The organism is Streptomyces canus 299MFChir4.1, from assembly GCF_000383615.1.
Taxonomy (GTDB): Bacteria; Actinomycetota; Actinomycetes; order Streptomycetales; family Streptomycetaceae; genus Streptomyces; species Streptomyces canus_C.
In genome coordinates this window covers 539,325-561,356 of sequence record NZ_KB911585.1, presented here as the reverse complement: position 1 = coordinate 561,356, position 22,032 = coordinate 539,325, and the positions used below count along the sequence as shown (strand labels likewise).

Here is a 22,032-nt window from a genome sequence, read left to right as displayed (position 1 = left end):
CCCTGAACGGGGTGTGGCCACCACTTCGCCGAAGTGGTGGCCACACCCCGTTCAGCACGGCCCGTCCGCCAAGGTGTCCAGCAACTGGCCGAGCACCTCACGCTGTTCGCCCGACAGGGGGGCGAGGATCTCCTTCGCGGCGGCCCTGCGCACGTCCCGCAGCTCCTGAAGCGTCTTCACGCCGTCCTCGGTGAGCTCGATGCGGATCACCCGCCGGTTGGCCGGATCGGGCACGCGCCGGACCTTGCCGCCGGCCTCCAGGCCGTCGACCAGGCTCGTCACCGCACGCGGCACCACCTCGAGACGCTCCGCCAGATCGGCCATGCGGGGCGGTGTCTCCCAGTGTGCGAGGGTGCGCAGCAGCCGGGACTGGGCCGGAGTCACGCCGAGACCGCGCTCATGGAGCTGGCGCTTCTGGATGCGGTGCACCCGGCGCGTGAGCCTGAGCAACTGCTCGGCGAGCAGGCTGTCGGAATCTGGCGTGGTCATGCGGGAACAATATCAGGAACTAATTCATTGTGAGCATAGGTAACAATGAGCTAGGCTCCGTCAGTCCTCTTCACCTCACCTTCCGTAGGAGACCATGCCCCGCGATCACATCGACTGGACCCCCGCGCCCGGCACCTCGACCGACCAGCCCCGTCAGGTGCGCCGCATCCTCCGTCTCTTCAAGCCCTACCGCGCCAAGCTCGCCGTAGTCGGCCTGCTGGTCGGCGCCGCCTCCCTCGTCACCGTGGCCACCCCCTTCCTGCTGAAGGAAACGCTGGACGTGGCCATCCCCCAGGGCCGCACCGGACTGCTCAGCCTGCTCGCGCTGGGCATGATCCTCAGCGCCGTCCTGACCGGCATCTTCGGCGTCCTGCAGACCCTGATCTCCACGACGGTCGGCCAGCGCGTCATGCACGACCTGCGCACCGCGGTCTACGGCCGCCTCCAGCGCATGTCGCTCGCCTTCTTCACCCGCACCCGCACCGGCGAGGTGCAGTCCCGCATCGCCAACGACATCGGCGGCATGCAGGCCACCGTCACCTCGACGGCCACCTCCCTGGTCTCCAACCTGACCAGCGTCATCGCCACGATCGTCGCGATGATCGCCCTCGACTGGCGGCTGACCGTCGTCTCGCTGCTGCTGCTCCCGGTGTTCGTGTGGATCAGCCGCCGCGTCGGCAACGAACGCAAGAAGATCACCACCCAGCGCCAGAAGCAGATGGCCGCCATGGCCGCGACCGTCACCGAGTCGCTCTCCGTCAGCGGCATCCTGCTCGGCCGCACCATGGGCCGCTCCGACTCGCTGACCCGGTCCTTCGCCGAGGAGTCCGAGGGCCTGGTCGACCTCGAAGTGCGGTCGAACATGGCAGGCCGCTGGCGCATGGCCGTCATCGGGATCGTCATGTCCGCGATGCCGGCCGTCATCTACTGGACCGCGGGTCTCGCCCTGCGGACCGGCGGCCCGGACATCTCCATCGGCACCATCGTCGCTTTCGTCTCGCTCCAGCAGGGCCTGTTCCGCCCGGCCGTGAGCCTGCTGTCGACCGGCGTGCAGATCCAGACCTCCCTCGCGCTCTTCCAGCGCATCTTCGAGTACCTCGACCTGCCGATCGACATCACCGAGCGGGAGAACCCCGTCCACCTCGACCGCGTCAAGGGCGAGGTGCGTCTGGAGAAGGTGGAGTTCCGGTACGACAGCGACGGCGACCAGCGGGGCCCCGTCCTCGATGGCGTCGACATCGACGTCCCCGCGGGCAGCAGCCTCGCGGTCGTCGGACCGACCGGCGCCGGCAAGTCCACGCTGGGCTATCTCGTGCCGCGGCTCTACGACGTGACGGGCGGCCGGGTCACCCTGGACGGGGTCGACGTTCGCGACCTCGACTTCGACACGCTCGCGCGGGGCATCGGGGTCGTCTCGCAGGAGACGTACCTCTTCCACGCCTCGGTCGGCGACAACCTGCGCTTCGCCAAGCCGGACGCGTCCGACGAGGAGATCGAACAGGCGGCGCGGGCGGCCCAGATCCACGACCACATCGCCTCGCTGCCCGACGGGTACGACACGGTCGTAGGTGAACGAGGGCACCGGTTCTCCGGTGGGGAGAAGCAGCGCCTGGCCATCGCGCGGACCATCCTGCGAGACCCGCCCGTCCTCATCCTGGACGAGGCGACGAGCGCGCTGGACACCCGCACCGAGCACGCCGTGCAGGAGGCCATCGACGCGCTCTCGGCCAACCGCACCACGCTCACCATCGCCCACCGCCTGTCCACCATCCGCAACGCCGACCAGATCGTGGTCCTCGACTCGGGCCGGGTGGCCGAGCGCGGTACGCACGAGGAGCTGCTGGAGCAGGAGGGACGGTACGCGGAGCTCGTACGACGGGACGCCCGACTGGACTCCGCCCAGGGTGACGCGCAACTGGAACCGACCGGCTGAACCGGCCGGCTGAACCGAAACCGACAAGCCGAAGATATGACTGGTTTATGACGATATGCGGGTTACCGTGCCCGCATGTACAGGAACACTCCGCCACGGAGCACGATTCGACTGACGCGCCGGGGCCGACTCGTCCTCATCGCGACCGGGGCCGTCGTGGCCGGCACCGCCGTGGCGGTGCCGCTGCTCAGCCTGCGGGGCGAGGGGGAGCGGAAGCCGACCACCCTGGTGATCCCGGAGGGCTGGCGGGCCGGGCAGATCTACGACGCCGTCGACAAGGCCCTCGCCCAGCCGCCGGGCACCGCCAAGAAGTCCCTGGCCAAGGCGCACCTCAAGCTGCCCACCGACGCGGAGGGCAACCCGGAGGGCTACCTCTTCCCGGCGACGTACCCGCTGGAGCGGCACGGGAGGAGGACGACGCCCGAGGCGCTGCTCTCGTTCATGGTCGACACCGCGAACAAGAAGTTCAACGGCGCCCCCGTCGCGGCAGGCGCCCAGCGCAACGCGATGAACGTCTACCAGGCCGTCACCATCGCGAGCATCGTCCAGGCCGAGGCGGCGACCGAGGCCGACATGGGGAAGGTGGCCCGGGTGGTCTTCAACCGTCTGGAGCGCGGAATGCCGTTGCAGATGGACTCCACCATCAACTACGCGCTGAACCGCTCCACCCTGCGGACGACCGGCGCCGACCTCAAGATCGACAGCCCCTACAACTCGTACCAGCGCATGGGCCTGCCGCCGACCCCGATCGACAACCCGGGTGAGGCCGCGATGCGCGCGGCGATCAACCCGCCCGCCGGGGACTGGCTGTACTTCGTGACGGTGAAGCCGGGGGACACCCGCTTCACGAACAGCTTCGAGGAACACCGGCGCAACGTGGCCGAGTTCAACAAGAACCAGCGGAACCCATCCGGGACGGGGTGAGCCGGAGCGTCAGGCGGCGACGGGTTCCGCCGTCAGGAGCCGTCTGATGTCCCGTACGGCCGCACGGCCCGCGCGGTTGGCGCCGATGGTGCTCGCCGACGGGCCGTAGCCGACGAGATGGACCCGGGGGTCGGCGACCGCGCGCGTGCCCTCGACCCGGATCCCGCCACCCGGCTCGCGCAGCCTCAGCGGGGCCAGGTGGTCGATGGCGGCCCGGAACCCGGTCGCCCACAGGATCACGTCGGCGTCGACGTGCCGCCCGTCGTTCCACTCCACGCCCTCGGGCGTGATCCGGTCGAACATGGGCCGCCGGTCCAGGACCCCGTCCGCGATCGCCTGCCGGACCGCGTCGCTCAGCGGCAGTCCGGTCACCGACACCACGCTCTTCGGCGGCAGCCCCTGCCGTACCCGCTCCTCGACGAGCGCCACGGCCTCCCGGCCGACGTCCTCGGTGAAGGGGCCCTCCCGGAACACGGGTTCGCGCCGGGTCACCCAGGTGGTGGCGGCAGCGTACGGGGCGAGCTCCATGAGGTGCTGGGTGCCGGAGGCGCCCCCGCCCACCACGACCACCCGCAGCCCGGCGAACGCCTCGGGCCCTGGGTACCGTGCGGTGTGCAACTGCCGCCCCCGGAAGGTCTCCTGGCCGGGATAGCGCGGCCAGAACGGCCGGTCCCAGGTGCCCGTCGCGTTGATCAGAGCCCGTGTCGACCAGTCCCCGTCCGAGGTCTCCACGAGCAGCCTCCCGGCACTGCCCTCGCGCACCGCGCGGACCTCGACGGGACGGCGTACGCGCAGGTCGAAGGCCCGCTCGTACGCCGTGAAGTACTCCGCGATCACCTCCGAGGACGGCCGCTGCGGGTCGGCGCCCTTGAGCTCCATCCCCGGCAGCGCATGCATGCCGTGGACCTTGCCGTACGTCAGCGACGGCCACCGGAACTGCCAGGCGCCGCCGGGGGCGGGGGAGTGGTCAAGGACCACGAAGTCACGTTCCGGTTCGAATCCGGTGCGGCGCAGGTGGTAGGCGCTGGACAGTCCTGCCTGACCAGCGCCTACGACGACGACCTCGACCTCGCGCATGTCGTTCACGTTTCTACTAACCGTGGCGAGGCCGTGGATCTTCCCGTGTCAGTCCTCGGAGGGGCGGGATGCGGAGGTCGACGCGGGCAGCTCGCCGTTGAACCGCGTGTCCACGAAGTTCCCGAAGTCCACCTTCCTCGGGATCAGCTTCAGCGAGGTGAACGTGTCGGCGATCTCCTGCTCCGACGCGATGAGCTGCCGGTCCACCGCCACCGCGACCCGGGTGGTGTACGTCCGCTTCACCGCGGCCAGCGCCACGTCCTCGGGCAGCCCCGTCTCCTTGGCCCAGACCTTCGCCCACTCCGGCTCATGGGAGTAGACCCACTTGTAGGCGCGCCGGAGGCGCTCCAGGTAGTCCTTGATCGCCTCGGCCTTCTTCTTGTCCTTCAATGCGCCCGGTGCCGCCACCTGGAAGGTCAGACCGTTGGTGACACCGTCCCCGGTCGGCAGCACACGGCCCTGCTTCGCCTGGAGGATCTGCGAGGTGTACGGGTCCCACACCGCCCACGCGTCGACCTTGCCTGAGGTGAACGCGGCCAGCGCGTCGGCCGGCTGGAGGTACTTGACCTTCACGTCGGCGAGGCCCAGCCCGGCCTTCTTCAAGGAGGCGACCAGTTGGTAGTTGGCGGAGGAACCCTGCGCCACGGCGATGGACTTGCCCTTGAGCTGCGCGGGATCGGTCAGCTTGGAGTCGTTCGGTACGAGGACGGCGTCGCCCTTGGACGTACCGTGCCAGGCGGCCACCACCGTGATCTTCGAGGCGGCGCCGGCCGCGAACACCGGCGGGGTGTTGCCGACACCGCCGATGTCGACGGCCTTGGCGTTGACGGCCTCCAGAAGCGGCGGGCCGGAGCTGAAGGTCGACCACTTGATCTTGTAGTCGAGGTTGTCGAGCTCCCCGGCGGCGCGCAGGATCGCCTCCGAACCACCCTTCTGGTCACCGACGTTCAGCGTGAGGGAGCCCTTGCCGTCGGTGTCGGTGCCGGCGGAAGCGTTCCCGCCGCAGGCGGTGAGCAGGAGGGCGAGGGGGAGGAGCAGTGCGGCGGGGGCGAGGCGACGTCGCATGGGGAATGAATCCGTTCTGTGCAACTTGGCGTGTGGGTAGGGGAGTTCAGGCGGCTTCGGCGGCGGTGTCGACGCCCAGGCGTTCCAGGAGTTGCCCGCGGATCTCCGCGAACCGGGGATCGGTGATGTCGCGCGGCCGGGCGAGGTCGATCTCCTGCTCGTGCGCGATGACACCCTCGTCCATCACGAGGACCCGGTCGGCGAGCAGGACGGCCTCCTCGACGTCGTGGGTCACCAGCAGCACCGCGCAGCCGCGGCGCTGCCACAACTCGCCCACCAGGTGCTGGGCCTTGATCCGGGTGAGCGCGTCGAGGGCGCCGAACGGCTCGTCCAGCAGCAGGAGATCGGGCTCGCGCACCAACGCCCGTGCCAGAGAGGCACGTTGGGCCTCGCCGCCGGAGAGGGTCTTGGGCCAGGCATCGGTACGGTGGCTCAGGCCGACCTCCTCCAGGGCCCGGTCGGCGATGGCGCGGTCCGGCTTGCCGGGCAGGCCGAGCAGGACGTTGCGCCACACCTTCTTCCACGGCATCAGCCGGGGTGCCTGGAAGGCGACCGCCTTGCGGCGGGGGACCAGGACGGTGCCCTCGATGTCCCGGTCGAGTCCGGCGAGAATGCGCAGCAGGGTGGACTTGCCGCAGCCGCTGCGGCCCAGCAGGGCCACGAACTCGCCCGGCCGGACATCGAGTTGCAGGTCGTCGATGACGGCACGTCCGTCGAAGGAGCGCGTCAGGCCCTGGACCCGCACAGCCTGCGTGAGGCGGGGCTCCTCGGCCCCGGATGCCTCGGTCGCCTGGGGATTCACCGGCCGGTGAACGTCGGTCGCCATTGCAGCAGCAGCCTTTCGAGAGAGCGGACGACGAAGTCGGCCAGCAGGCCGAGGAAGGCGTAGACGATCAGGCACACCACGATGACGTCGGTCCGCAGGAAGTCCCGTGCCTGCACCATCAGGAAGCCGATGCCGGAGTCCGCGTTGACCTGCTCGGCGAAGACGAGGGCGAGCCAGGCGATGCCGAGCGAGTAGCGCAGACCGGTCAGGGCGCCGGGCAGGGCGCCCGGCAGGATGACATGCCGCACCAGACCCCACCGTGAGAGACCGAGGGACTCGCCGGCCTCGATCAACTGCGCGTCCACGCCGCGGATGCCCGCGTAGACGTTGAGGTAGAGCGGAAAGGTCACGCCGAGTGTGATGATGGCGATCTTCGGGGCCTCACCGATGCCGAACCAGATGATGAACAGCGGGATCAGACCGACGAACGGCACGGTCCGCAGCATCTGCACCGGAGCGTCCACGACGTCCTCGCCCACCCGGAACAGGCCCGAGACGAGGGCGAGCCCGGTGCCGATGAGGGTGCCGAGGAGCAGCCCGCCCGCGACCCGCTGGAGCGAGGTCGTCATCGCCGAGGTCAGCGAACCGTCGGCGACCAGATCGCCCGCGACCTGGGCGATGCGGCCGGGGGAGGCGAGGACGTCGGCGGTCAACACCCCTGTGCCGCTGAGGAGTTGCCACAACGCCAGCAGCAGGACCGGACCGGTGGTGCGGCGCAGCCAGCGGGGGACCCGGGTGCGGCGGGAGGAGGTGGGGACGATGGGTTCGAGGTCGGGAGCGGGGGCGGGGCTGGTGGGCTCGACAGCGCCCTGCGGGGACGTTTCCGGAATGTCGGGCGCGGGAGAGCCGGGCGGGGCATGGCTGATGCTCATGATGCTCCACGGAGGGGGAGAGCGACCGGTGAAGGGCACGCCTCGGCGCCACCGGGGACGGCACGGATCAGTGCGCGCGCCGGTCAGCGGAGCGAGGGGGGGGAGGAAGGAAGGGGCGTCAGCGGCCGCGGCGACACGCGGCGGAGGCCACCCGCAGCAGGTCGATGTGACCGCGCGTGGTGAGCAGGACTGAACGCAACATGCCGCCGAAGCTAGCCAGTCGGCGCGTCCACGGTCAACGGTGTCTCGCGGACTGGACCTGCCGTATCGCTGGATGAGTCATGTATGACGAGTGAATCCGGCGCGAGGGGTGAGGATGGTGGCATGTCAGACGCTTTCACCACCCGAGTCCTGAACGTCGCCTCCGGCTCGTCGGAGCGGATCGTCGACCTCACCGGCGACTGCGAGGCCTTTCTGAGGGAGATCGCCGCGGGCCGCGACGGTCTCCTCAACATCTTCGTCCCGCACGCCACCGCGGGCGTCGCGATCATCGAGACGGGTGCCGGCAGCGACGACGACCTCCTGGCCGCCCTCCACACCCTCCTGCCCGCCGACGACCGCTGGCAGCACCGGCACGGCAGCCCCGGCCACGGCCGCGACCACGTCCTCCCGGCGATCGTGCCCCCGCATGCCACGCTGCCGGTGGTGAACGGGCAGCTGGAGCTGGGGACTTGGCAGTCGGTGTGCCTGGTGGACACGAATAGGGATAATCCGCAACGAAAGGTGCGTTTCACCTTTGTTGCGGGCTCCTAGTTCAGTTGCCCTTCAGGACTTGGACGAACTGTCCGCGACCGCCACCGACGGATCCGGCCCGTCGGCCGCCACCGGCTCGCCTGGCCAACCGGTACCAGTGGGTTCAACGGGGGCGGTCTGGCAGCTCAACGACAACGGACGCATGGACGTTCTCGACACTTCGGCCCAACTCGCCGATCTGTGTGCCCGCGTCGACCGTCGCCTCGCCCAGATCGCCGCGAACAGCCGCCTCGCTCCCGCCGGGCCACGGCGCTCGACTATGACGATCTAAAGGATCCGGGCCGGTCGCCGGCCCGGCGAAGCCCGGGCGCGGCCCGCTGCGCGCCGACGGCCCCGAGCCCGCGCCCACGGCGAGGGCGCGCAGGTGACGGCCGTCGCGGGTGCGGATCCCGTGGCCGCTTACACGCGGAGCAGCCGCCCGGTGATCTCCCGGTACTCCCGCAGCGCGAACCGGAGTTCGGTGGACTGCCCCTCGGCATCCTGATCCTGCCAGCCCTCGCGCAGGCCCCGCCGCCGTTCCGCGAGGGCCCTCACCAGCGCGTCGGCCGCTGCGTCGAAGGCGACCTCGGCCTCCTCCAGCGCCTCGCGCGGGGTGTCCGGGAAGTGGTTGACGGCGTGCCCGAGGTGCCGGACGATCTTGTCCCGCTCGTCGGACGGGATCAGCGGTTCGGGACCCTGGGCGCGGTGCGCCCCGAAGCCCGAGGACCGGTCGTCGGGCTGCTGAGCGCGTGTCTGGTCGTACATCGTCGTCTGCACCGTTTCCGTCGCGATGGGGTCACCGTCCGAGGTCGCCCTTCGCCTTCTCGACGGCTGCTCAGGGCCGCCGGAAGCCCGGTCGCCCCTGCTGTTCACGGTCCTGCGCCGTGTTCTCAGTCAACGTCCGGCGATCATCCGTGTCAACGCGGTTCGCCACCGGGCACACCTCGAACGGGACGGGCGGTAAGCCGCAGCACTCGCGTCCGGGGCGGCAGCCGCAGGCGCCCTCCTGAGGCGTTCCGCTCTTCTCCCGCACCGCCGAGGGGCCGCGCTGTCACTCGACGTCCGCCCGCCCCGCACCGAGGGTGCGCAGACTCCGTGCCACTCGGCCTCGACGGCGTGCCGGTACAGAGCGGCGACGACCATGGGACGACCATGGAACGACTGCGAAGGAACACCGGTCGTCGGCTGCCACCGCGTCACCGTGGGGCCCGCTGGTGTAGGCGAAGCGGCCCCGGGTGTTATTGAATGAGGTTTGCGGTCAAGAATCCCGGGACTCTGTCGCCCGGGTTCTGGTACGGCTCCGACGTGGTGCCGGGGTCGGCGAGCGAGCTGAGAGAGTCGTATGGGCTCCACCCCACCCCCCTCGTCTGCGTCACCGTTCGACATGGTCAGCAGCGCTTTGGGTCAGTACATGCCAGTCGACGGAGCGGCAGCGGCCGCCGGTTCCGCCGACCCTCAGGGGGACAATGCCGCCCGCCGAGCCGTATCCGAAAACCCGACCCCCGCCGGTCAGGAGCAAATCCTCGGCGCGGTCAATCTGGACCGGGACCTGAGAATCACCCGCTGCAATCTGGGCGCCCCGGTCTTCGCGGGGGTGGAGGCCGTGGCCGGGAGCCCTTTCGTCGATCTCCTGCCTCCCTCGGACGTACCGACGGTCACCCGGCGGCTGCGGCAGGTCCTCGAGACACGTGAGCCGCACGTCGCCAGGGTCCAGCGCCTGCGCCGCGGCGACGGTTCGGAGCTGGTGGTTTCGATGAGCATCCTGGCCGCCGCGGCGCCTCAGGAGGGGCTGACCGTCTCCCTGATCGCCATGGCCAGGAGGCTGCACCTGTACGCCGCCGAGACAGCGATCGGCACCTCGTTGGACATCGGCGAGACCGCGCAGTCGCTGGCCGAGTCCCTGCTGGCCTGGGGTGACGTGACCGCCATTGACCTCGACTTCGCCGTGTGGACGGGTGAGGCGGTCACCGATCAGCCGCAGGGGCGCCTCCGGCTGCGGCGGGCGGCCCTGGTGCCGGACCGGGCGTGGCCCGACGGCTATGTGACCCCGGGCGACGATCTTCCCGGCGACGCGAGCCGGCTGCTGTCGCAGGCCATACGGCGTGACGATGCCGCGCAGGCCATCGTCGTACCCGACCGGGCAACGATCGAACGGGTGCTCGGCAGTCCTCGGCTGGTACGTGCCCTGGTGCCCGGCGACCAGGCGGTGGCCGTGGTGTGCATACCGCTGGTCCTGGACGGCACGCCGCCCGTCGTCCTGGGTGTCGCGGAGGTCTGGCGGCGGGCGGACCGCCCCTTCGCGGACAGCGAGCTGTTCGACCTGCAAGAATTGGTGGCCAGGACCTCCCACCACGTGGACCTGGCCCGTCAGCACCAGCGCGAGCACACACAGGTACTGGCCTTGCAGCGCCGACTGCTGCCCCGGTCCGGCGGCGACACCATCCAGACGGCCAGCGTCTACCAGCCCGCCACCCCCGACAGTGCGGGCGTCGGCGGCGACTGGGTGAACAGCTTTCCGCTGCCGGACGGCCGTACCGCGCTGGTGGTCGGAGACGTCGTCGGGCACGGGCTGGGCGCCGCGGCGACCATGGGACAGCTGAGCATGGAGGCCCGCGCGCTGCTGTCAGCGGGGCTTGCGCCCGACGAGGTGCTGGAGCACCTGGACGAGACCGTGTCGCTGCTGGACGACGCGGAGTCCGGACTGGCGGCCGGTTACAGCGCCCTCGGGTCGACCTGCTGCATCGCCGTGTACGACCCGGTCAGCCACCACGTGGCGGTGGCCAGCGCCGGCCACCTTCCCCCGGTCCTGGTACCCCCGGACGGCCCCGCCGGCCCGGTGGCGATACGCCCCCACCCCGGGCTGGGCGCCGAGTTCGCGCTGCGGGAGCCGTACGACGTGCACGCGTTCTGTGCGCCCCCGGGCTCGCTGCTCGCCCTCTACACCGACGGCCTGGTGGAGGATCCGGCCCTGTCGATCGACGAAGGCATCGACAGGCTGACGGAGGCCGTGTCCTCGGTGCACCCGTGGGACGCCCTGGAGCCGGCCGCGCGGCGCGTGGTCTCGGCGGTGGCGCCGGCGCGTCGGCGCGACGACGTGACTCTGCTGATCGCCCGCATGATCGGCTACCGCAAGGGGGACACCGCGACGTGGCGTCTGCCCGCCCGCGGCGACGCGGCCGCCCGGGCCCGCACACTGGTCTCCGAGCTGCTGGGGCAGTGGGGCACCAGAGAGCACACCAGGGACAGCGTGCTGCTGGTGGTCGACGAACTGGTCGCCAACGCGGTCCGTTTCGCCGGCGGACCCATCACGGTACGGCTGATCAGGACCGGTCACGGGCTGCTGTGCGAGGTGGGCGACACCGGCAACGGCAGGCCGCGACTGGGCCCGGGCGGGCTCCTCGACGACGCCGGCCGTGGCCTGCACGTAGTGCATGGGCTCACCACCCGGTGGGGGGTGCGGTGGACGGACACCGGGAAGGTGGTGTGGGCTTCGGTCGAGCGGTGACGGGGTGTCGGCTCGGCGGTGATGAGGCGTCAGCGGGCTGGTGGCGAGGCTCCGGCCGGGTGGTGGCGTGGCTTCGGCCGGGTGGTGACGGCGCACTGGCCGGGCGGCGCGGGAGCTGTTCGTCGGGCGGCGGCACCGGCGTTACGAGGGGCGCGAGTCCGCACTACAGCCACTCCCCTTCCAGGGCGGTGGCGGTGAGGCCAGGGGCAGCCGCGTACAGGACGGCACGGCTGCCCGCCTTCTGCCCGGCGTCGTATGCCCTGCGCATGATGTCGAACACGGCGGCGCCTCCGCGGTTGCCGCTGGTGTAGCTGTCCCGGCTGTAGCGCAGGAGCCCCGACGGCCACCCGTCGGGCATGGTCTGCTCCATGTACTCCAGCACACGCGTCCCGCCGGGGTGGGCGAGCAGAACGTCGGGGTGCCAGGAGCCGGGGGCGTCCTGGTATCGGAGGCGCAACCACTCCCACATCGCGGTGACCGTCTCCTGCACGGCGCGCGGCCCGCGCCGGTCCATCACGAAGTGTGTGCCGTCCTCCCGTGTCTCCAGGCGGTGCAGGTCCTGGGTGCCGGGCAGAGTGTGGTGCCAGGCGGTGTCCAGCCGTAGCGTCGACTCGGGCCTCGGGCGGCCCGTGACCACCGCGGCGACCGCGGTGTCCGCGAACAGCAACCGGACGATCAGGGATTCCAGAGTGTCGTCCGCGGGCTGGTAGGTCGTGCTCAGTGCCTCCGCTATCACGACCAGGACCACCCGGTCGGGGTCCGCGGCCACGAGGTCCGCCGCCAGCGCCAGGGAGCGGGTCCCGGCTATGCACGCCCATTGCGTGGCCGGCAGCAGCAGCACGTCGCGCCGGAGCGGGAGTCGGTTGGCGAGGGAGACGTCCAGCCCTGGCAGCGCCGGGGTGGTGGAGTGACTGGTGATCAGACAGTCGACGTCCGCGGCGTCCAGTCCGGCGATCTGCAGGGCCCCGCGCGCCGCACGCTCACCGTAGGACTGCACTGCCGCCCAGGCCGGCGCGGTGCGCTCCTGGACGGTCTGCGGCGCGGGTATCGCCTCAAGGGCGGCGATCACGCGATCCACGTCCTGTTCGGTGAACCCGTCACCGGCCAGCGCCTCTCGGGCCGGCCCGATGCCGGCGGCCGGCAGGCCGCTTCCGCTGCCGGGCGCGACGGCGGCCTCCAACGGCAGCATCCAGCCACGGGTTTCGATGCCCGTACTGGCCGCGATGCCGTCGATCCGCGGCGCCCACGCCGCGTTCGGGTGCCGACCGCGCACTTCGTCCACGATCTGGCTGGTCCGCACGGCGTGCTTGCCATGTATCACGGCAGGCGGGCACAGGTAAGCGGCCATGATTGGCCCTTTCTGCAGGGAACGAGGGGAATTGTCACAGGCGCTGTGTCATAGGCCACTTGGAAGCGATTCATCCAAATCCACGACAGTGCGCACCGGTTCAGGACTCAGCGTCCGTTTCGAGCATGGATGCCATCGGGGCGTTTGCGCTGTGATCTGGGCAACTTGGGGAGGTTCTGCGATGCGTGAAACGGCGCACACTGCCGCAGAGGGGACCGGCGCGGTGCCGCGCCTGCCTGACATGCCACCTGGCTCACCACGGCCTGACTGTCCTCCACGACGAGGAGCCCGGTGGTGCCGATCCGTAGCGTCCCGCACCCGTAAACGCGGTGGTACGAGTTCGTCGAGCCCGTGGTGCCCCTGGTACGGCACGCGAGGAGCGGGGCGAGGAGTACGTCGAACTCATGGGCCGGGGAAGGGCCCCGACAGCGGTCGCGGTCCCGACCGGACCTGCGCGAGCCCGCCCGCGACCGGCCGACGATCACGGCACGGGGCCGCGGGGCTGTGCGGAACCCGGTCGCCGGCGGAGGCGCGCTCGCGATGGCCTGCCGCCGCGCAGGCGAGTCCACCGACGACGGCTCCGCCGAGACTTTGGGCACGCTGGGTCCTGGCAATGCTGGACATCGCAGTCACGGACTCCCACCCGGTCAACATGGAGCGTGGTGTTCGCGCGCAAGGCGATCGAGGACGGCGTCGAAGAGTGCCCGCGAATTTGCGGGCGGATTATCTGGTCAGCCGAACTGAGCTCTACTCCGATCTCGAACTCGGCGACGCTATCGCCGAGTTGCCGGGTGACCCCATGCGAAGGACTCGCGCGAATCCCTGACGCTTCCAGGGCGCACAGCCGCAAAGACGCAAAAATGACCTCAGACCTGCTACGGACCTACCGCGACCTTGTCCACCCCCGCGCAGAGAAGCGCGCCAAACACGGCGCAGACTTCGACACGGCCGACCTCTGCTGGCTCACGGTGATACCCGCGCCTGCGGTGTTGGTCCCTGCGACTGGTCGCCGACGGCAGCGTGCGGCTTCTTCCCCCACCCGCCGCGCACACTGACGAGTGCAAAGCCGCGATCCACTGGCGAGCTTCCTGGGCTGAACACCTCTCCAAAACATCCGTGAATGTGCGAAGCTGGTTTTCCGATCACGAGGACGGTGCTTCTCCGTGTCACGGCGTCAGCCGGGCGCACACCCCGTAAGCCCGATCCGTGTCGCGTCCGGTGACGTCCTGCCGTCGGAGCCGTTCCAGCCCGGGAGCGGTGAGTGCAGATGAGTCCGAGTTCCGCCGATGCCGCGAATCCCGCGCCGACCGGCGTCGGCAACGGGCCCGCTGTCTCCCGTCGGGAGTTCGACGCACTCTTCGAGGCGGTTCGCACATGGGGTCGCTGGTCCCCGGCCGACCGCGGTGCCTGGAACCGGGTCACCGCGGACCATGTGCGGCGGGCCGCAGCCTGCGTGCGGACCGGGACGGTCGTCCCGCTGGCACTGCCGTGGAACACCCGGCCGGGCCCGGGCAACCGCAAGCCCGCCCTGCACCACATGACCGACCTCGGTGACGTGGAGGCGCCGGAACCCTCCACCCACAAGGACTTCATCGCCGCCGACTACCACGGCAAGGGCATCACCCATCTCGACGCGCTGTGCCACATCGCCTATCGGGGGCAGCTCTACGACGGCCGCACGGCACATGAGGTCGTCGATGCCGCTGGCGCCCGCTTCGGCGCGGTGTCGACGCTCGGGGCCCTCGTCACGAGGGGAGTGCTCCTCGACCTGCCCGCCGTCCTCGGGTCCCCCTGGTTGGAGCCGGGGCGAGCGGTGCACGCGAGGGACATCGTCGCGGTGGAGAGGGCGCTCGATGTGACGATCGGCGATGGCGACGCGGTACTGCTGCGCTCCGGACAGGTCCGGCGCCGCGAGGAACTCGGCGCTTGGGACCCCGACACGGCCAGCGCGGGCTTTCATGTGGACGCCCTGCCGCTGCTGGCCGAGCGTGGCATCGCGCTGCTGGGCGGAGACGGCGACAGTGACGTACGGCCCTCACCCGTGGACGGCGTGCACTCGCCGGTCCACGCCCTGGCCGTGGCCGCGATGGGGATACCACTCCTGGACAACCTCGACCTGGAGGCACTGTCCGCCGCGACCGCGGCGGCGGGGCGCCACGACTTCATGCTCGTCGTGGCGCCGCTGAACGTCCCGGGCGGGACGGGCTCGCCCGTCAACCCGGTCGCGGTCCTGTGACGCCGATCCGGCCCGGTCACCGTGTGTGAGGGGCTTGTGAACGGTGACTCGCGCCTCCAATGCCCGTATCCTCGTCCATACCAGACATTTCATAAGAATTGACTGTCGAAGGCGCGAGTGAGGCGGAGCGTGGTTCAGGCCGGCGAAGACCCGATACCGGCGGGGCGTGCGCCAGGCGGCACGGGGCCCGCCGGTTTCCGTGAGCGGTTCCTGCAGGGTGAGCCGGTCGAGGCAGGCGTGCGCGCGTCGATCCTGGATTCCTGGCGGCGTTGCCGGACCCTGGGGCTGTCGCCTGACCAGTCCGACCTTCCCTTCCGGGAGGACTTCGAACCGGACGGACGGATCGTCCGCGCGGCCGTTCCGGTGCTCGACCGGCTGCAGGCCATGTTCGCCGGCAGCGCGATGAACATCTCCGTCGCCGATGCGAGCGGGACGGTTCTCCTACGCCGATTCGGAGAAGCGTCGCTGGCCAGAGTTCTCCCGGCCATCCAGACTGCCCCCGGGTTCGTGTTCGCCGAGAAGGTCGCGGGTACCAACGGCATCGGTCTCGCCCTGGCCGAGCGCCGACCCATCCGGGTCTACGGTGCCGAGCACTTCGCCGAGCGCTCCCAGGGCAGCGCCTGCCGCGCGCTTCCCGTCCGCGACCCGCTCAGCGGCCGCATCGAGGGCGTCCTGTGCTTCGGCTATCCGCGCAGCGCCGAGGACCCGGCGCTGGACACCGTGATACGCAAGGCGGCCGAGACCATCGAGCGGCGGCTGCTGGGGCAGAGTTCCTCGCGTGAGCGCGCTCTGCTGCAGGCGTACCTGGACAGCGGAGCCGAGGCCGCCGCAGGTCCTCGACACCGCGTAGGGGTGCGGGAACTGGCCGTGGAGATGAGCCCCCGCGACCGGACGATCCTCATGGAGAAGGCCGCCGAGCTGATCGCGTACGCGCAGCGGGCCCGTGTCGACGTGTCCCTGTCCGACGGCCGTCGGGTCACGCTCGTGAGCCGGCCGATGGCGAGTGCCTCCGGAGTGCAGGGCTTCGCCGTCGAGGCCGTTGTCCCCGGTCCCTCACCGCGCGAGCCCCTCGCCCTCCCGCGTCAGGTCCACGAGCCGCTGGGCCTGTCAGCCGAGCTTGCCGTCGCCACCTCCCTCACGTTCTTGAGAGCGGTTCGCGACGTGGCGCCCGGGCAGCTCCGCATCACCCCGCCGGCGGAGGATCTGCCCGGCACGGAGCACGGCCCTGTCGCCCCGGGCGTCGAGGGCGTCACGGCCGGCGACGGCACGACGGACGAGCACTCCGGCTCCCCGCCCCCGGCGAGAGGGCTCATGATGGTGGGGGAGCCGCACGTGGGGACCTACGCCCTGGCCGCGCGCCGCCGCCTGGAATTGCTGTCCGAGGCCGGCGTCCGCATAGGCACCACACTGGATGTGCGCAGTACCGCCAGGGAGCTCGCCGAGTCGGCGGTGCCGCAACTGGCCGACTTCGTCACCATCGACCTGCCCGAAGCCGTGCTCCGCGGCGAGGAGTCCGCCGATCCCCGCAGTGACCTACGCCGCACGGTGGTCCACGGCATCCATGACGACTGTCCATTCCACCCGGTCGGCAAGCAGGTCGACTACGGTCCGACGATGCCGCAGTCGCGGTGCCTGACGAGCGGCCAGGCAGTGCTCGAACCGGACCTGAAGGCTGCCGCGGGCTGGTTCGCGCAGGACCCCGAATACTCCGCACAGCTGCTGAGCCACGTCCACTCCCTCATCGCGGTGCCCCTGGTCGCCCGCGGCGCGGTCCTGGGCGTGGCCGCCTTCTACCGCGCGCAGGACTCGCCGGCGTTCGGGGACGACGACCGGTCGCTGGCCCGGGAACTGGCCGCCCGTGCCGCACTGTCCATCGACAACGCCCGGCGCTACACGCGCGAACGTGCCATGGTCCTGGCCCTGCAACGCAGCCTGCTCCCGCACGGTGTGCCGGACCAGGACGCCGTCGAGGTCGCCCATCGCTACCTGCCCGCCGAATCCGACGTGGGAGGTGACTGGTACGACGTCATACCCCTGTCCGGCAGCCGCATCGGGCTCTTCGTCGGCGACGTCGTCGGCCACGGCATGCTCTCCGCCGCCACCATGGGGCGGCTGCGCACGGCCGCCCGCAGTTTCGCCGAACTCGACTTCCCCCCGGACGAGGTCCTCACCCACCTCGACAAACTCGTGGGACGCCTGGACCGGGAGGACCCCGGCGCCGTGGACGCGGGCATCATCGGCGCGACCTGTCTCTACGCCATCTACGACCCGACCACACAGCGGTGCACCATGGCCCGGGCCGCCCATCCCCCGCCCGCTCTGGTCCGCCCCGACGGCACCGTGTGGTTCCCCGACCTGCCCGCCGGACCGCCGCTCGGCCTCGGCGGCCTGCCGTTCGAAGCCGCCGAGCTCGACCTCCCCGAGAACAGCCAGTTGGTCCTCTACACCGACGGGCTCATCGAGGACCGTCACCGCGACGTCGACGTGGTCCTCGAGCAGCTGCGCGCCACCCTGGCCCAAGCGAAGGGCACACCCGACGAGACCTGCGAGGCGATACTCGACACGGTGGCCCCCGCCCACCCGTGCGACGACATCGCCCTGCTCGTCGCCCGCACCCACGCCCTCGACCCCCAGCGGATCGCCACCTGGAACCTGCCCGCCGATCCGGCCCTGGTCAGCGAGGTGCGCGCCTCCGCCACCCGGCAACTGACCGACTGGGGACTCGACGAGGCCGCGTTCGCCGCCGAACTGGTGCTCAGCGAGCTGGTCACGAACGCCATCCGCCACGGCGCAGGGCCCATCCGGGTACGGCTGCTCCACGACCGCACCCTGATCTGCGAGGTCTCCGACACCAGCAACACCGCCCCGCACCTGCGCCGAGCGGCCGGCACCGACGAGGGCGGCCGCGGCCTGTTCCTCGTCGCGCAGCTGACGCAGAGCTGGGGCACGCGCTACACCCAGCAGGGCAAGGTCATCTGGGCCGAATGCGGGCTTGAGGGGGTCTGAGGCGCCGGCCCGGCGATTCGCTGCTCCGTTGGGGTGACAGAGAGCAGCCAGATGTCTAAAAATGTACGACATGTGACGCTAATATCACTGATGCGCATCGGGAAGAACACGACAGGTCCGACCCGGGAGAGGCCCGTGCACGAGGCCCACGACACCTCTGCGCATGCGGTGCCGCCCTTCGGGGCGGAACCTCTGGTCCGTGTCCGCGGACTTGCCAAGAGCTTCGGGGGAACCCTCGCGCTCGCCGGGATCGACCTCGATGTCCACGCCGGCAGCGTCCTCGCCCTCCTCGGTCCCAACGGGGCCGGCAAGTCCACGCTCATCAAGGTGCTCGCCGGCGTTCACCACGCCGACTCGGGGCAGGTCACCGTGGCCGGGCACCCGCTCGGGAGCCGCGCCGCTTCCCGGCACATGTCCTTCATCCATCAGGATCTCGGCCTTGTGGAGTGGATGACAGTGGCCGAGAACATCGCTCTGAGCGCCGGGTATCCGCGCCGCGCCGGACTGATCTCCTGGCGGCTCACCCGAGAACACTGCACCGAGGCCCTGCGGGCCGTCGCCGGACATCTCGACCCCGACACGCCGATCTCCCGCCTCGCCCCTGCCGAGCGTTCGCTTGTCGCCGTCGCACGAGCCCTGGCGGCACGGGCGAGCCTCATCGTCCTCGACGAGCCGACCGCCCGCCTGCCCGCCGCGGACTGCACCCGGTTGTTCCGGGTGCTGCACACCCTGCGCGACCGGGGGCACGGCATCCTCTACGTCAGCCATCGCCTGGACGAGGTGTACGAGGTCGCCGACACCTTCGCCGTGCTGCGCGACGGACGCCTGGTCAGCCACGGCTCGCCGACGAGCCACACTCCTGCCCGCCTGGTGCGCGCCATCACCGGCGAGGGGCCGATCGATCACCGCCCCGCCACCACCCCGGCCGGCGGCCCGGCCGTCCTGACCCTGGACGGGGTGCGCACCCCCGACGCGGGACCGGTCGGTCTGGAGCTGCGGCGGGGGGAAGTCCTCGGCCTGGTCGGCCTCACGGGCGCCGGACACATCGGCCTCGCCCGAGCCCTTGCGGGCGCCCGGCCCCTCCTCGGCGGACGGTCCCTTCTAGACGGTCGCCCGTACCGTCCTCGTACGGTCGCGGACGCCGTCGGACGGGGTGTCGCCCTCGTACCCGGTGACAGACAGCGGGAGGGCTGCCTCGCCGAGCTGACCGTCCGGGAGAACCTCCTGGCCAACCCCCGGGCGGGAGGCATGTCGGCGCTGCGGTGGATCAGCCCCCGCCGCGAACGCGCCCAGGCCGGCACCCTGATCGAACGGTTCTCGGTGCGTCCCGACGACAGCGAGGCCGCCATCGCCACGCTGTCCGGGGGGAACCAGCAGAAGGTCATGATCGGCCGGTGGCTGCGGCCGGCTCTGCGCCTGCTGATCCTCGAGGAACCGACGGCGAGCGTGGACATCGGTGCCAAAGCCGCGATCCACCGCCTGCTCGACGAGGCGCTCGCCGCCGGCCTCGCGGTCCTCCTCATCTCCAGCGACTTCGAGGAGGTCGCGGGCGTGTGCCGGCGCGCCCTGGTCTTCGTCCGCGGATCCGTGACGACCGAGCTGACCGGCCCGGCCCTCACGGTCACCGGGCTCACGCGGGCGGCTTCGGCCCTGCCCTCCTCCGGAACCGCGGCGAATCCGTGACCGGCTCCCCCTCTCCGGCTGCGCCCCCGCCACGGCCGCGTCGCTCGGGACCACCGAGGCGACTCGCCCGACCGCACGGCCGGAGCGGGCAATTCATCGGCGCCTACGGCCTTCTGACCCTCACCGCCCTGCTCTTCCTGATCTTCTCCCTCACGCTGCCGCGTAGCTTTCCCACCCGGGACACCGTCGACTCGATCCTGTCCAACCAGTCGATCCCGGCCGTGCTCGCACTCGCCGCGATGGTCCCCATCGTGACCGGCGCGTTCGACCTCTCCATCGGCTACGGTCTCGGCCTGGCGCACGTTATGGTGATGCAACTCGTCGTGGGCGAGGGGTGGCCCTGGCCGCTCGCCTGCCTCACGGTGATCGCCGGAGGGGGTGTGGTGGGCGTCCTCAACGGTGTCGTCGTCGAATTCGGGCGGATCGATTCGTTCATCGCCACGCTCGGAACCGGCAGCATGATGTACGCGGTGACCGGATGGGTCACCGGCGGCGGCCGGATCGTCCCCGGCCCGCAAGGCCTCCCGGCCGCCTTCACCGACATCTACGACTCGACGTTCCTCGGCCTGCCGGTTCCCGCCTTCTACGTGCTCGCCCTCGCGGTCGCCCTCTGGGTGGTTCTGGAGCGGCTGCCGCTCGGCAGGTACCTGCACGTCATCGGGTCGAACCCGCGCGCCGCCGACCTGGTCGGCATCCCGACCCGCAGGTACACCGTCTACGCCTTCGCCGCGTCGGGACTGATCGTCGGCTTCGACGGAGTGCTGCTCGCGGCCCAGCAGCAGATCGGCAATCCCAGCGTCGGCCTCGATTACCTGCTGCCCGCCTTCGTCGGGGCCCTCCTCGGCTCCACAGCCATCAAACCCGGGCGCCCCAACGCCCTGGGCACCCTCGTTGCCGTCGCCGTCCTCGCCGTCGGCCTCACCGGCATCGCCCAGATGGGCGGCGACTTCTGGACGGTCCCGTTGTTCTACGGCGGCACCCTGCTCCTCGCCGTCGGACTGGCCGGCTGGTCCGCTCGTCGCCGACTGCGCACCGGTGCGGTCGTCACCCGCGATTCGCCCGCCGGGGCACAGGACGACGGCACGCCTGGCAGCCCTCCATGACCCACGCCGCGCGCACCGCAGGAGCGCCCGGACGGCATTCTCCGCAAGGAGCTTCCGTGCACCGCAACCGCAACACTCCCACCGTCCGCAACGCGCGGTCCACCGCCACCGCCGTGGTGGTCGCGCTCTTCGTGCTGGCCGGCTGTGAACGCGGCTCGTCGGGCGGCCCGGCGCACTCCACCTCGGGTCCGAGCGGCTGCCCCGCGGCCCAGACCAGGGCCCAGGCCGCCGTCAGCCGGGCGGAGCGGTCCGACATCCCCTGGAACGGACCGACCAGCGGTCCCCCCGCGGTGGCCGGCAAGACCATCGTCTACGTCGCCCAGACCATGACCAATCCCGGAGTCGCGGGCGCCGCGGACAGCGTGCGGAAGGCCGCGCGCGTCATCGGCTGGCACGTCCGGGTGATCGACGGTGGCGGCACCCCCGCCGGCATCCAGGCGGCGATGAGCGAGGCCGTGGACGTCAGACCCTCGGGCATCGTCATCGGGGGCTTCGACCCGGGCTCGACCTCGCAGCAGGTGGCCCGCGCGAACGCGGCGGGCATCCCGCTCATCGGCTGGCACGCGGTCGCTTCCCCCGGCCCCAGCCGGCGCCCCAGGCTCTTCAGCAACGTCACCACCAAAGTCGAGGACGTGGCCAGAGCCAGTGCGCAGTGGGTCATCTCGAGCTCCGACGGCACAGCCGGGGCCGTGGTCTTCACGGATGCCTCGGTCCCGTTCGCCAAGTACAAGTCCGACCTGATCAGGAAGGAGCTGGCCACCTGCGCCGGGGTAGAGCTGCTGGCGTACGAGAACATCCCGATCCCGGATGCCGGCAGCCGCACGCCCCGGGAGATCTCCTCACTGCTTTCCCGCTTCCAGGAGAGATGGACCCACTCCGTCGCCATCAACGACCTGTACTTCGCCGATGCCGCCCCGGCGTTCCGCGCGGCCGGCAAGAATGGTTCCGGCCCGCCCTTCAACATCGGCGCCGGCGACGGCGACCCCTCCGCCTTCCAGCGCATCAACAGCAAGCAGTACCAGGCGGCCACCGTGCCGGAGCCGCTGTCCCTGCAGGGCTGGCAGATCGTCGACGAGTTCAATCGCGCCTTCTCAGGCCGTCCGGCCAGCGGGTATGTGGCCCCCATCCACATCAGCACGGCCGACAACAGCCAAGGCGCCACGACCTGGGATCCGGCGGGATACCGGGAGGCGTACCGGAAGATCTGGGGCGCGTGACAGTGGCGGTGGGGAC

At 71.0% G+C, this 22,032-nt stretch carries 17 protein-coding genes; 9 read left to right on the top strand and 8 right to left on the bottom strand.

The window, feature by feature from the left end:
* Positions 1-51 precede the first annotated feature (51 nt).
* A complete protein-coding gene (locus H293_RS0113415; protein ID WP_020118404.1) occupies positions 52-489 on the bottom strand; it encodes a MarR family winged helix-turn-helix transcriptional regulator in 438 nt (145 codons plus the stop codon).
* A 94-nt stretch (positions 490-583) separates the two neighbouring features.
* On the opposite strand from H293_RS0113415, the gene H293_RS0113410 reads away from it, so the two are divergent.
* Together H293_RS0113410 and mltG are read left to right on the top strand one after the other, a co-directional pair.
* Positions 584-2,422 (top strand): ABC transporter ATP-binding protein, encoded by a 1,839-nt coding sequence (locus tag H293_RS0113410; RefSeq protein WP_020118403.1) that lies wholly within the window; start codon positions 584-586, stop codon positions 2,420-2,422.
* 75 nt (positions 2,423-2,497) lie between these two features.
* Positions 2,498-3,346 carry an endolytic transglycosylase MltG gene (gene mltG, locus H293_RS0113405; protein ID WP_020118402.1) on the top strand — a complete coding sequence of 283 codons (849 nt, stop codon included), beginning with the start codon at positions 2,498-2,500 and terminating at the stop codon, positions 3,344-3,346.
* Positions 3,347-3,355: 9 nt separating this feature from the next.
* On the opposite strand, the gene H293_RS0113400 is transcribed toward mltG, so the two are convergent.
* From H293_RS0113400 to H293_RS61635, 5 genes are all read right to left on the bottom strand, one after another.
* Entirely contained in the window at positions 3,356-4,432 is a 1,077-nt protein-coding gene (locus tag H293_RS0113400; RefSeq protein WP_020118401.1) for an NAD(P)-binding domain-containing protein, read from the bottom strand.
* A gap of 39 nt (positions 4,433-4,471) precedes the next feature.
* Positions 4,472-5,488 carry an ABC transporter substrate-binding protein gene (locus H293_RS0113395; protein WP_020118400.1) on the bottom strand — a complete coding sequence of 339 codons (1,017 nt, stop codon included), beginning with the start codon at positions 5,486-5,488 and terminating at the stop codon, positions 4,472-4,474.
* A 46-nt stretch (positions 5,489-5,534) separates the two neighbouring features.
* Complete coding sequence (locus tag H293_RS0113390; protein ID WP_020118399.1) at positions 5,535-6,314, bottom strand: ABC transporter ATP-binding protein; 780 nt, start codon at positions 6,312-6,314, stop codon at positions 5,535-5,537.
* Positions 6,287-7,186, bottom strand: a complete 900-nt coding sequence (locus tag H293_RS0113385) for an ABC transporter permease (protein ID WP_020118398.1) — start codon at positions 7,184-7,186, stop codon at positions 6,287-6,289. Before H293_RS0113385 ends, H293_RS0113390 begins: the two co-directional genes overlap by 28 nt.
* Before the next feature lie 118 nt (positions 7,187-7,304).
* On the bottom strand, positions 7,305-7,388 hold the full coding sequence (locus tag H293_RS61635) for a putative leader peptide (protein ID WP_352340592.1): 84 nt from the start codon (positions 7,386-7,388) through the stop codon (positions 7,305-7,307).
* 122 nt (positions 7,389-7,510) lie between these two features.
* Between H293_RS61635 and H293_RS0113380 the strand changes: the two genes are divergently transcribed.
* The gene (locus H293_RS0113380) at positions 7,511-7,939 is read left to right on the top strand and encodes a secondary thiamine-phosphate synthase enzyme YjbQ (RefSeq protein WP_020118397.1); all 429 of its coding nucleotides are present in this window, start codon (positions 7,511-7,513) and stop codon (positions 7,937-7,939) included.
* 399 nt (positions 7,940-8,338) lie between these two features.
* On the opposite strand, the gene H293_RS0113370 is transcribed toward H293_RS0113380, so the two are convergent.
* Positions 8,339-8,683 carry a hypothetical protein gene (locus tag H293_RS0113370; protein ID WP_028807820.1) on the bottom strand — a complete coding sequence of 115 codons (345 nt, stop codon included), beginning with the start codon at positions 8,681-8,683 and terminating at the stop codon, positions 8,339-8,341.
* Positions 8,684-9,260: 577 nt separating this feature from the next.
* Between H293_RS0113370 and H293_RS0113365 the strand changes: the two genes are divergently transcribed.
* Complete coding sequence (locus tag H293_RS0113365) at positions 9,261-11,423, top strand: ATP-binding SpoIIE family protein phosphatase (RefSeq protein ID WP_028807819.1); 2,163 nt, start codon at positions 9,261-9,263, stop codon at positions 11,421-11,423.
* Between the two features lie 163 nt (positions 11,424-11,586).
* Here the strand turns inward: H293_RS0113365 and H293_RS0113360 are convergent, their stop codons facing one another.
* A complete protein-coding gene (locus tag H293_RS0113360) occupies positions 11,587-12,771 on the bottom strand; it encodes a beta-ketoacyl-[acyl-carrier-protein] synthase family protein (RefSeq protein ID WP_028807818.1) in 1,185 nt (394 codons plus the stop codon).
* A 1,267-nt stretch (positions 12,772-14,038) separates the two neighbouring features.
* On the opposite strand from H293_RS0113360, the gene H293_RS0113355 reads away from it, so the two are divergent.
* From H293_RS0113355 to H293_RS0113335, 5 genes are all read left to right on the top strand, one after another.
* Entirely contained in the window at positions 14,039-15,007 is a 969-nt protein-coding gene (locus H293_RS0113355; protein ID WP_028807817.1) for a cyclase family protein, read from the top strand.
* Between the two features lie 129 nt (positions 15,008-15,136).
* Positions 15,137-18,013, top strand: coding sequence for a SpoIIE family protein phosphatase (locus H293_RS0113350; RefSeq protein ID WP_020118391.1), 2,877 nt, complete (start codon positions 15,137-15,139; stop codon positions 18,011-18,013).
* 135 nt (positions 18,014-18,148) lie between these two features.
* A complete protein-coding gene (locus tag H293_RS0113345) occupies positions 18,149-19,696 on the top strand; it encodes a sugar ABC transporter ATP-binding protein (RefSeq protein WP_028807816.1) in 1,548 nt (515 codons plus the stop codon).
* Positions 19,693-20,799 (top strand): ABC transporter permease, encoded by a 1,107-nt coding sequence (locus H293_RS0113340; protein WP_020118389.1) that lies wholly within the window; start codon positions 19,693-19,695, stop codon positions 20,797-20,799. Before H293_RS0113345 ends, H293_RS0113340 begins: the two co-directional genes overlap by 4 nt.
* Positions 20,800-20,855: 56 nt before the next feature.
* Complete coding sequence (locus tag H293_RS0113335; RefSeq protein ID WP_020118388.1) at positions 20,856-22,016, top strand: substrate-binding domain-containing protein; 1,161 nt, start codon at positions 20,856-20,858, stop codon at positions 22,014-22,016.
* Positions 22,017-22,032: the final 16 nt, after the last annotated feature.

Bases quoted from the DNA above. Each gene is read 5' to 3' on its own strand.
- H293_RS0113415 (WP_020118404.1), bottom strand. From the start codon at position 489: ATGACCACGCCAGATTCCGACAGCCTGCTCGCCGAGCAGTTGCTCAGG.
- H293_RS0113365 (WP_028807819.1), top strand. From the start codon at position 9,261: ATGGGCTCCACCCCACCCCCCTCGTCTGCGTCACCGTTCGACATGGTC.
- H293_RS0113380 (WP_020118397.1), top strand. From the start codon at position 7,511: ATGTCAGACGCTTTCACCACCCGAGTCCTGAACGTCGCCTCCGGCTCG.
- mltG (WP_020118402.1), top strand. From the start codon at position 2,498: ATGTACAGGAACACTCCGCCACGGAGCACGATTCGACTGACGCGCCGG.
- H293_RS0113390 (WP_020118399.1), bottom strand. From the start codon at position 6,314: ATGGCGACCGACGTTCACCGGCCGGTGAATCCCCAGGCGACCGAGGCA.
- H293_RS0113395 (WP_020118400.1), bottom strand. From the start codon at position 5,488: ATGCGACGTCGCCTCGCCCCCGCCGCACTGCTCCTCCCCCTCGCCCTC.
- H293_RS61635 (WP_352340592.1), bottom strand. From the start codon at position 7,388: ATGTTGCGTTCAGTCCTGCTCACCACGCGCGGTCACATCGACCTGCTG.
- H293_RS0113360 (WP_028807818.1), bottom strand. From the start codon at position 12,771: ATGGCCGCTTACCTGTGCCCGCCTGCCGTGATACATGGCAAGCACGCC.
- H293_RS0113370 (WP_028807820.1), bottom strand. From the start codon at position 8,683: ATGTACGACCAGACACGCGCTCAGCAGCCCGACGACCGGTCCTCGGGC.
- H293_RS0113410 (WP_020118403.1), top strand. From the start codon at position 584: ATGCCCCGCGATCACATCGACTGGACCCCCGCGCCCGGCACCTCGACC.
- H293_RS0113385 (WP_020118398.1), bottom strand. From the start codon at position 7,186: ATGAGCATCAGCCATGCCCCGCCCGGCTCTCCCGCGCCCGACATTCCG.
- H293_RS0113355 (WP_028807817.1), top strand. From the start codon at position 14,039: ATGAGTCCGAGTTCCGCCGATGCCGCGAATCCCGCGCCGACCGGCGTC.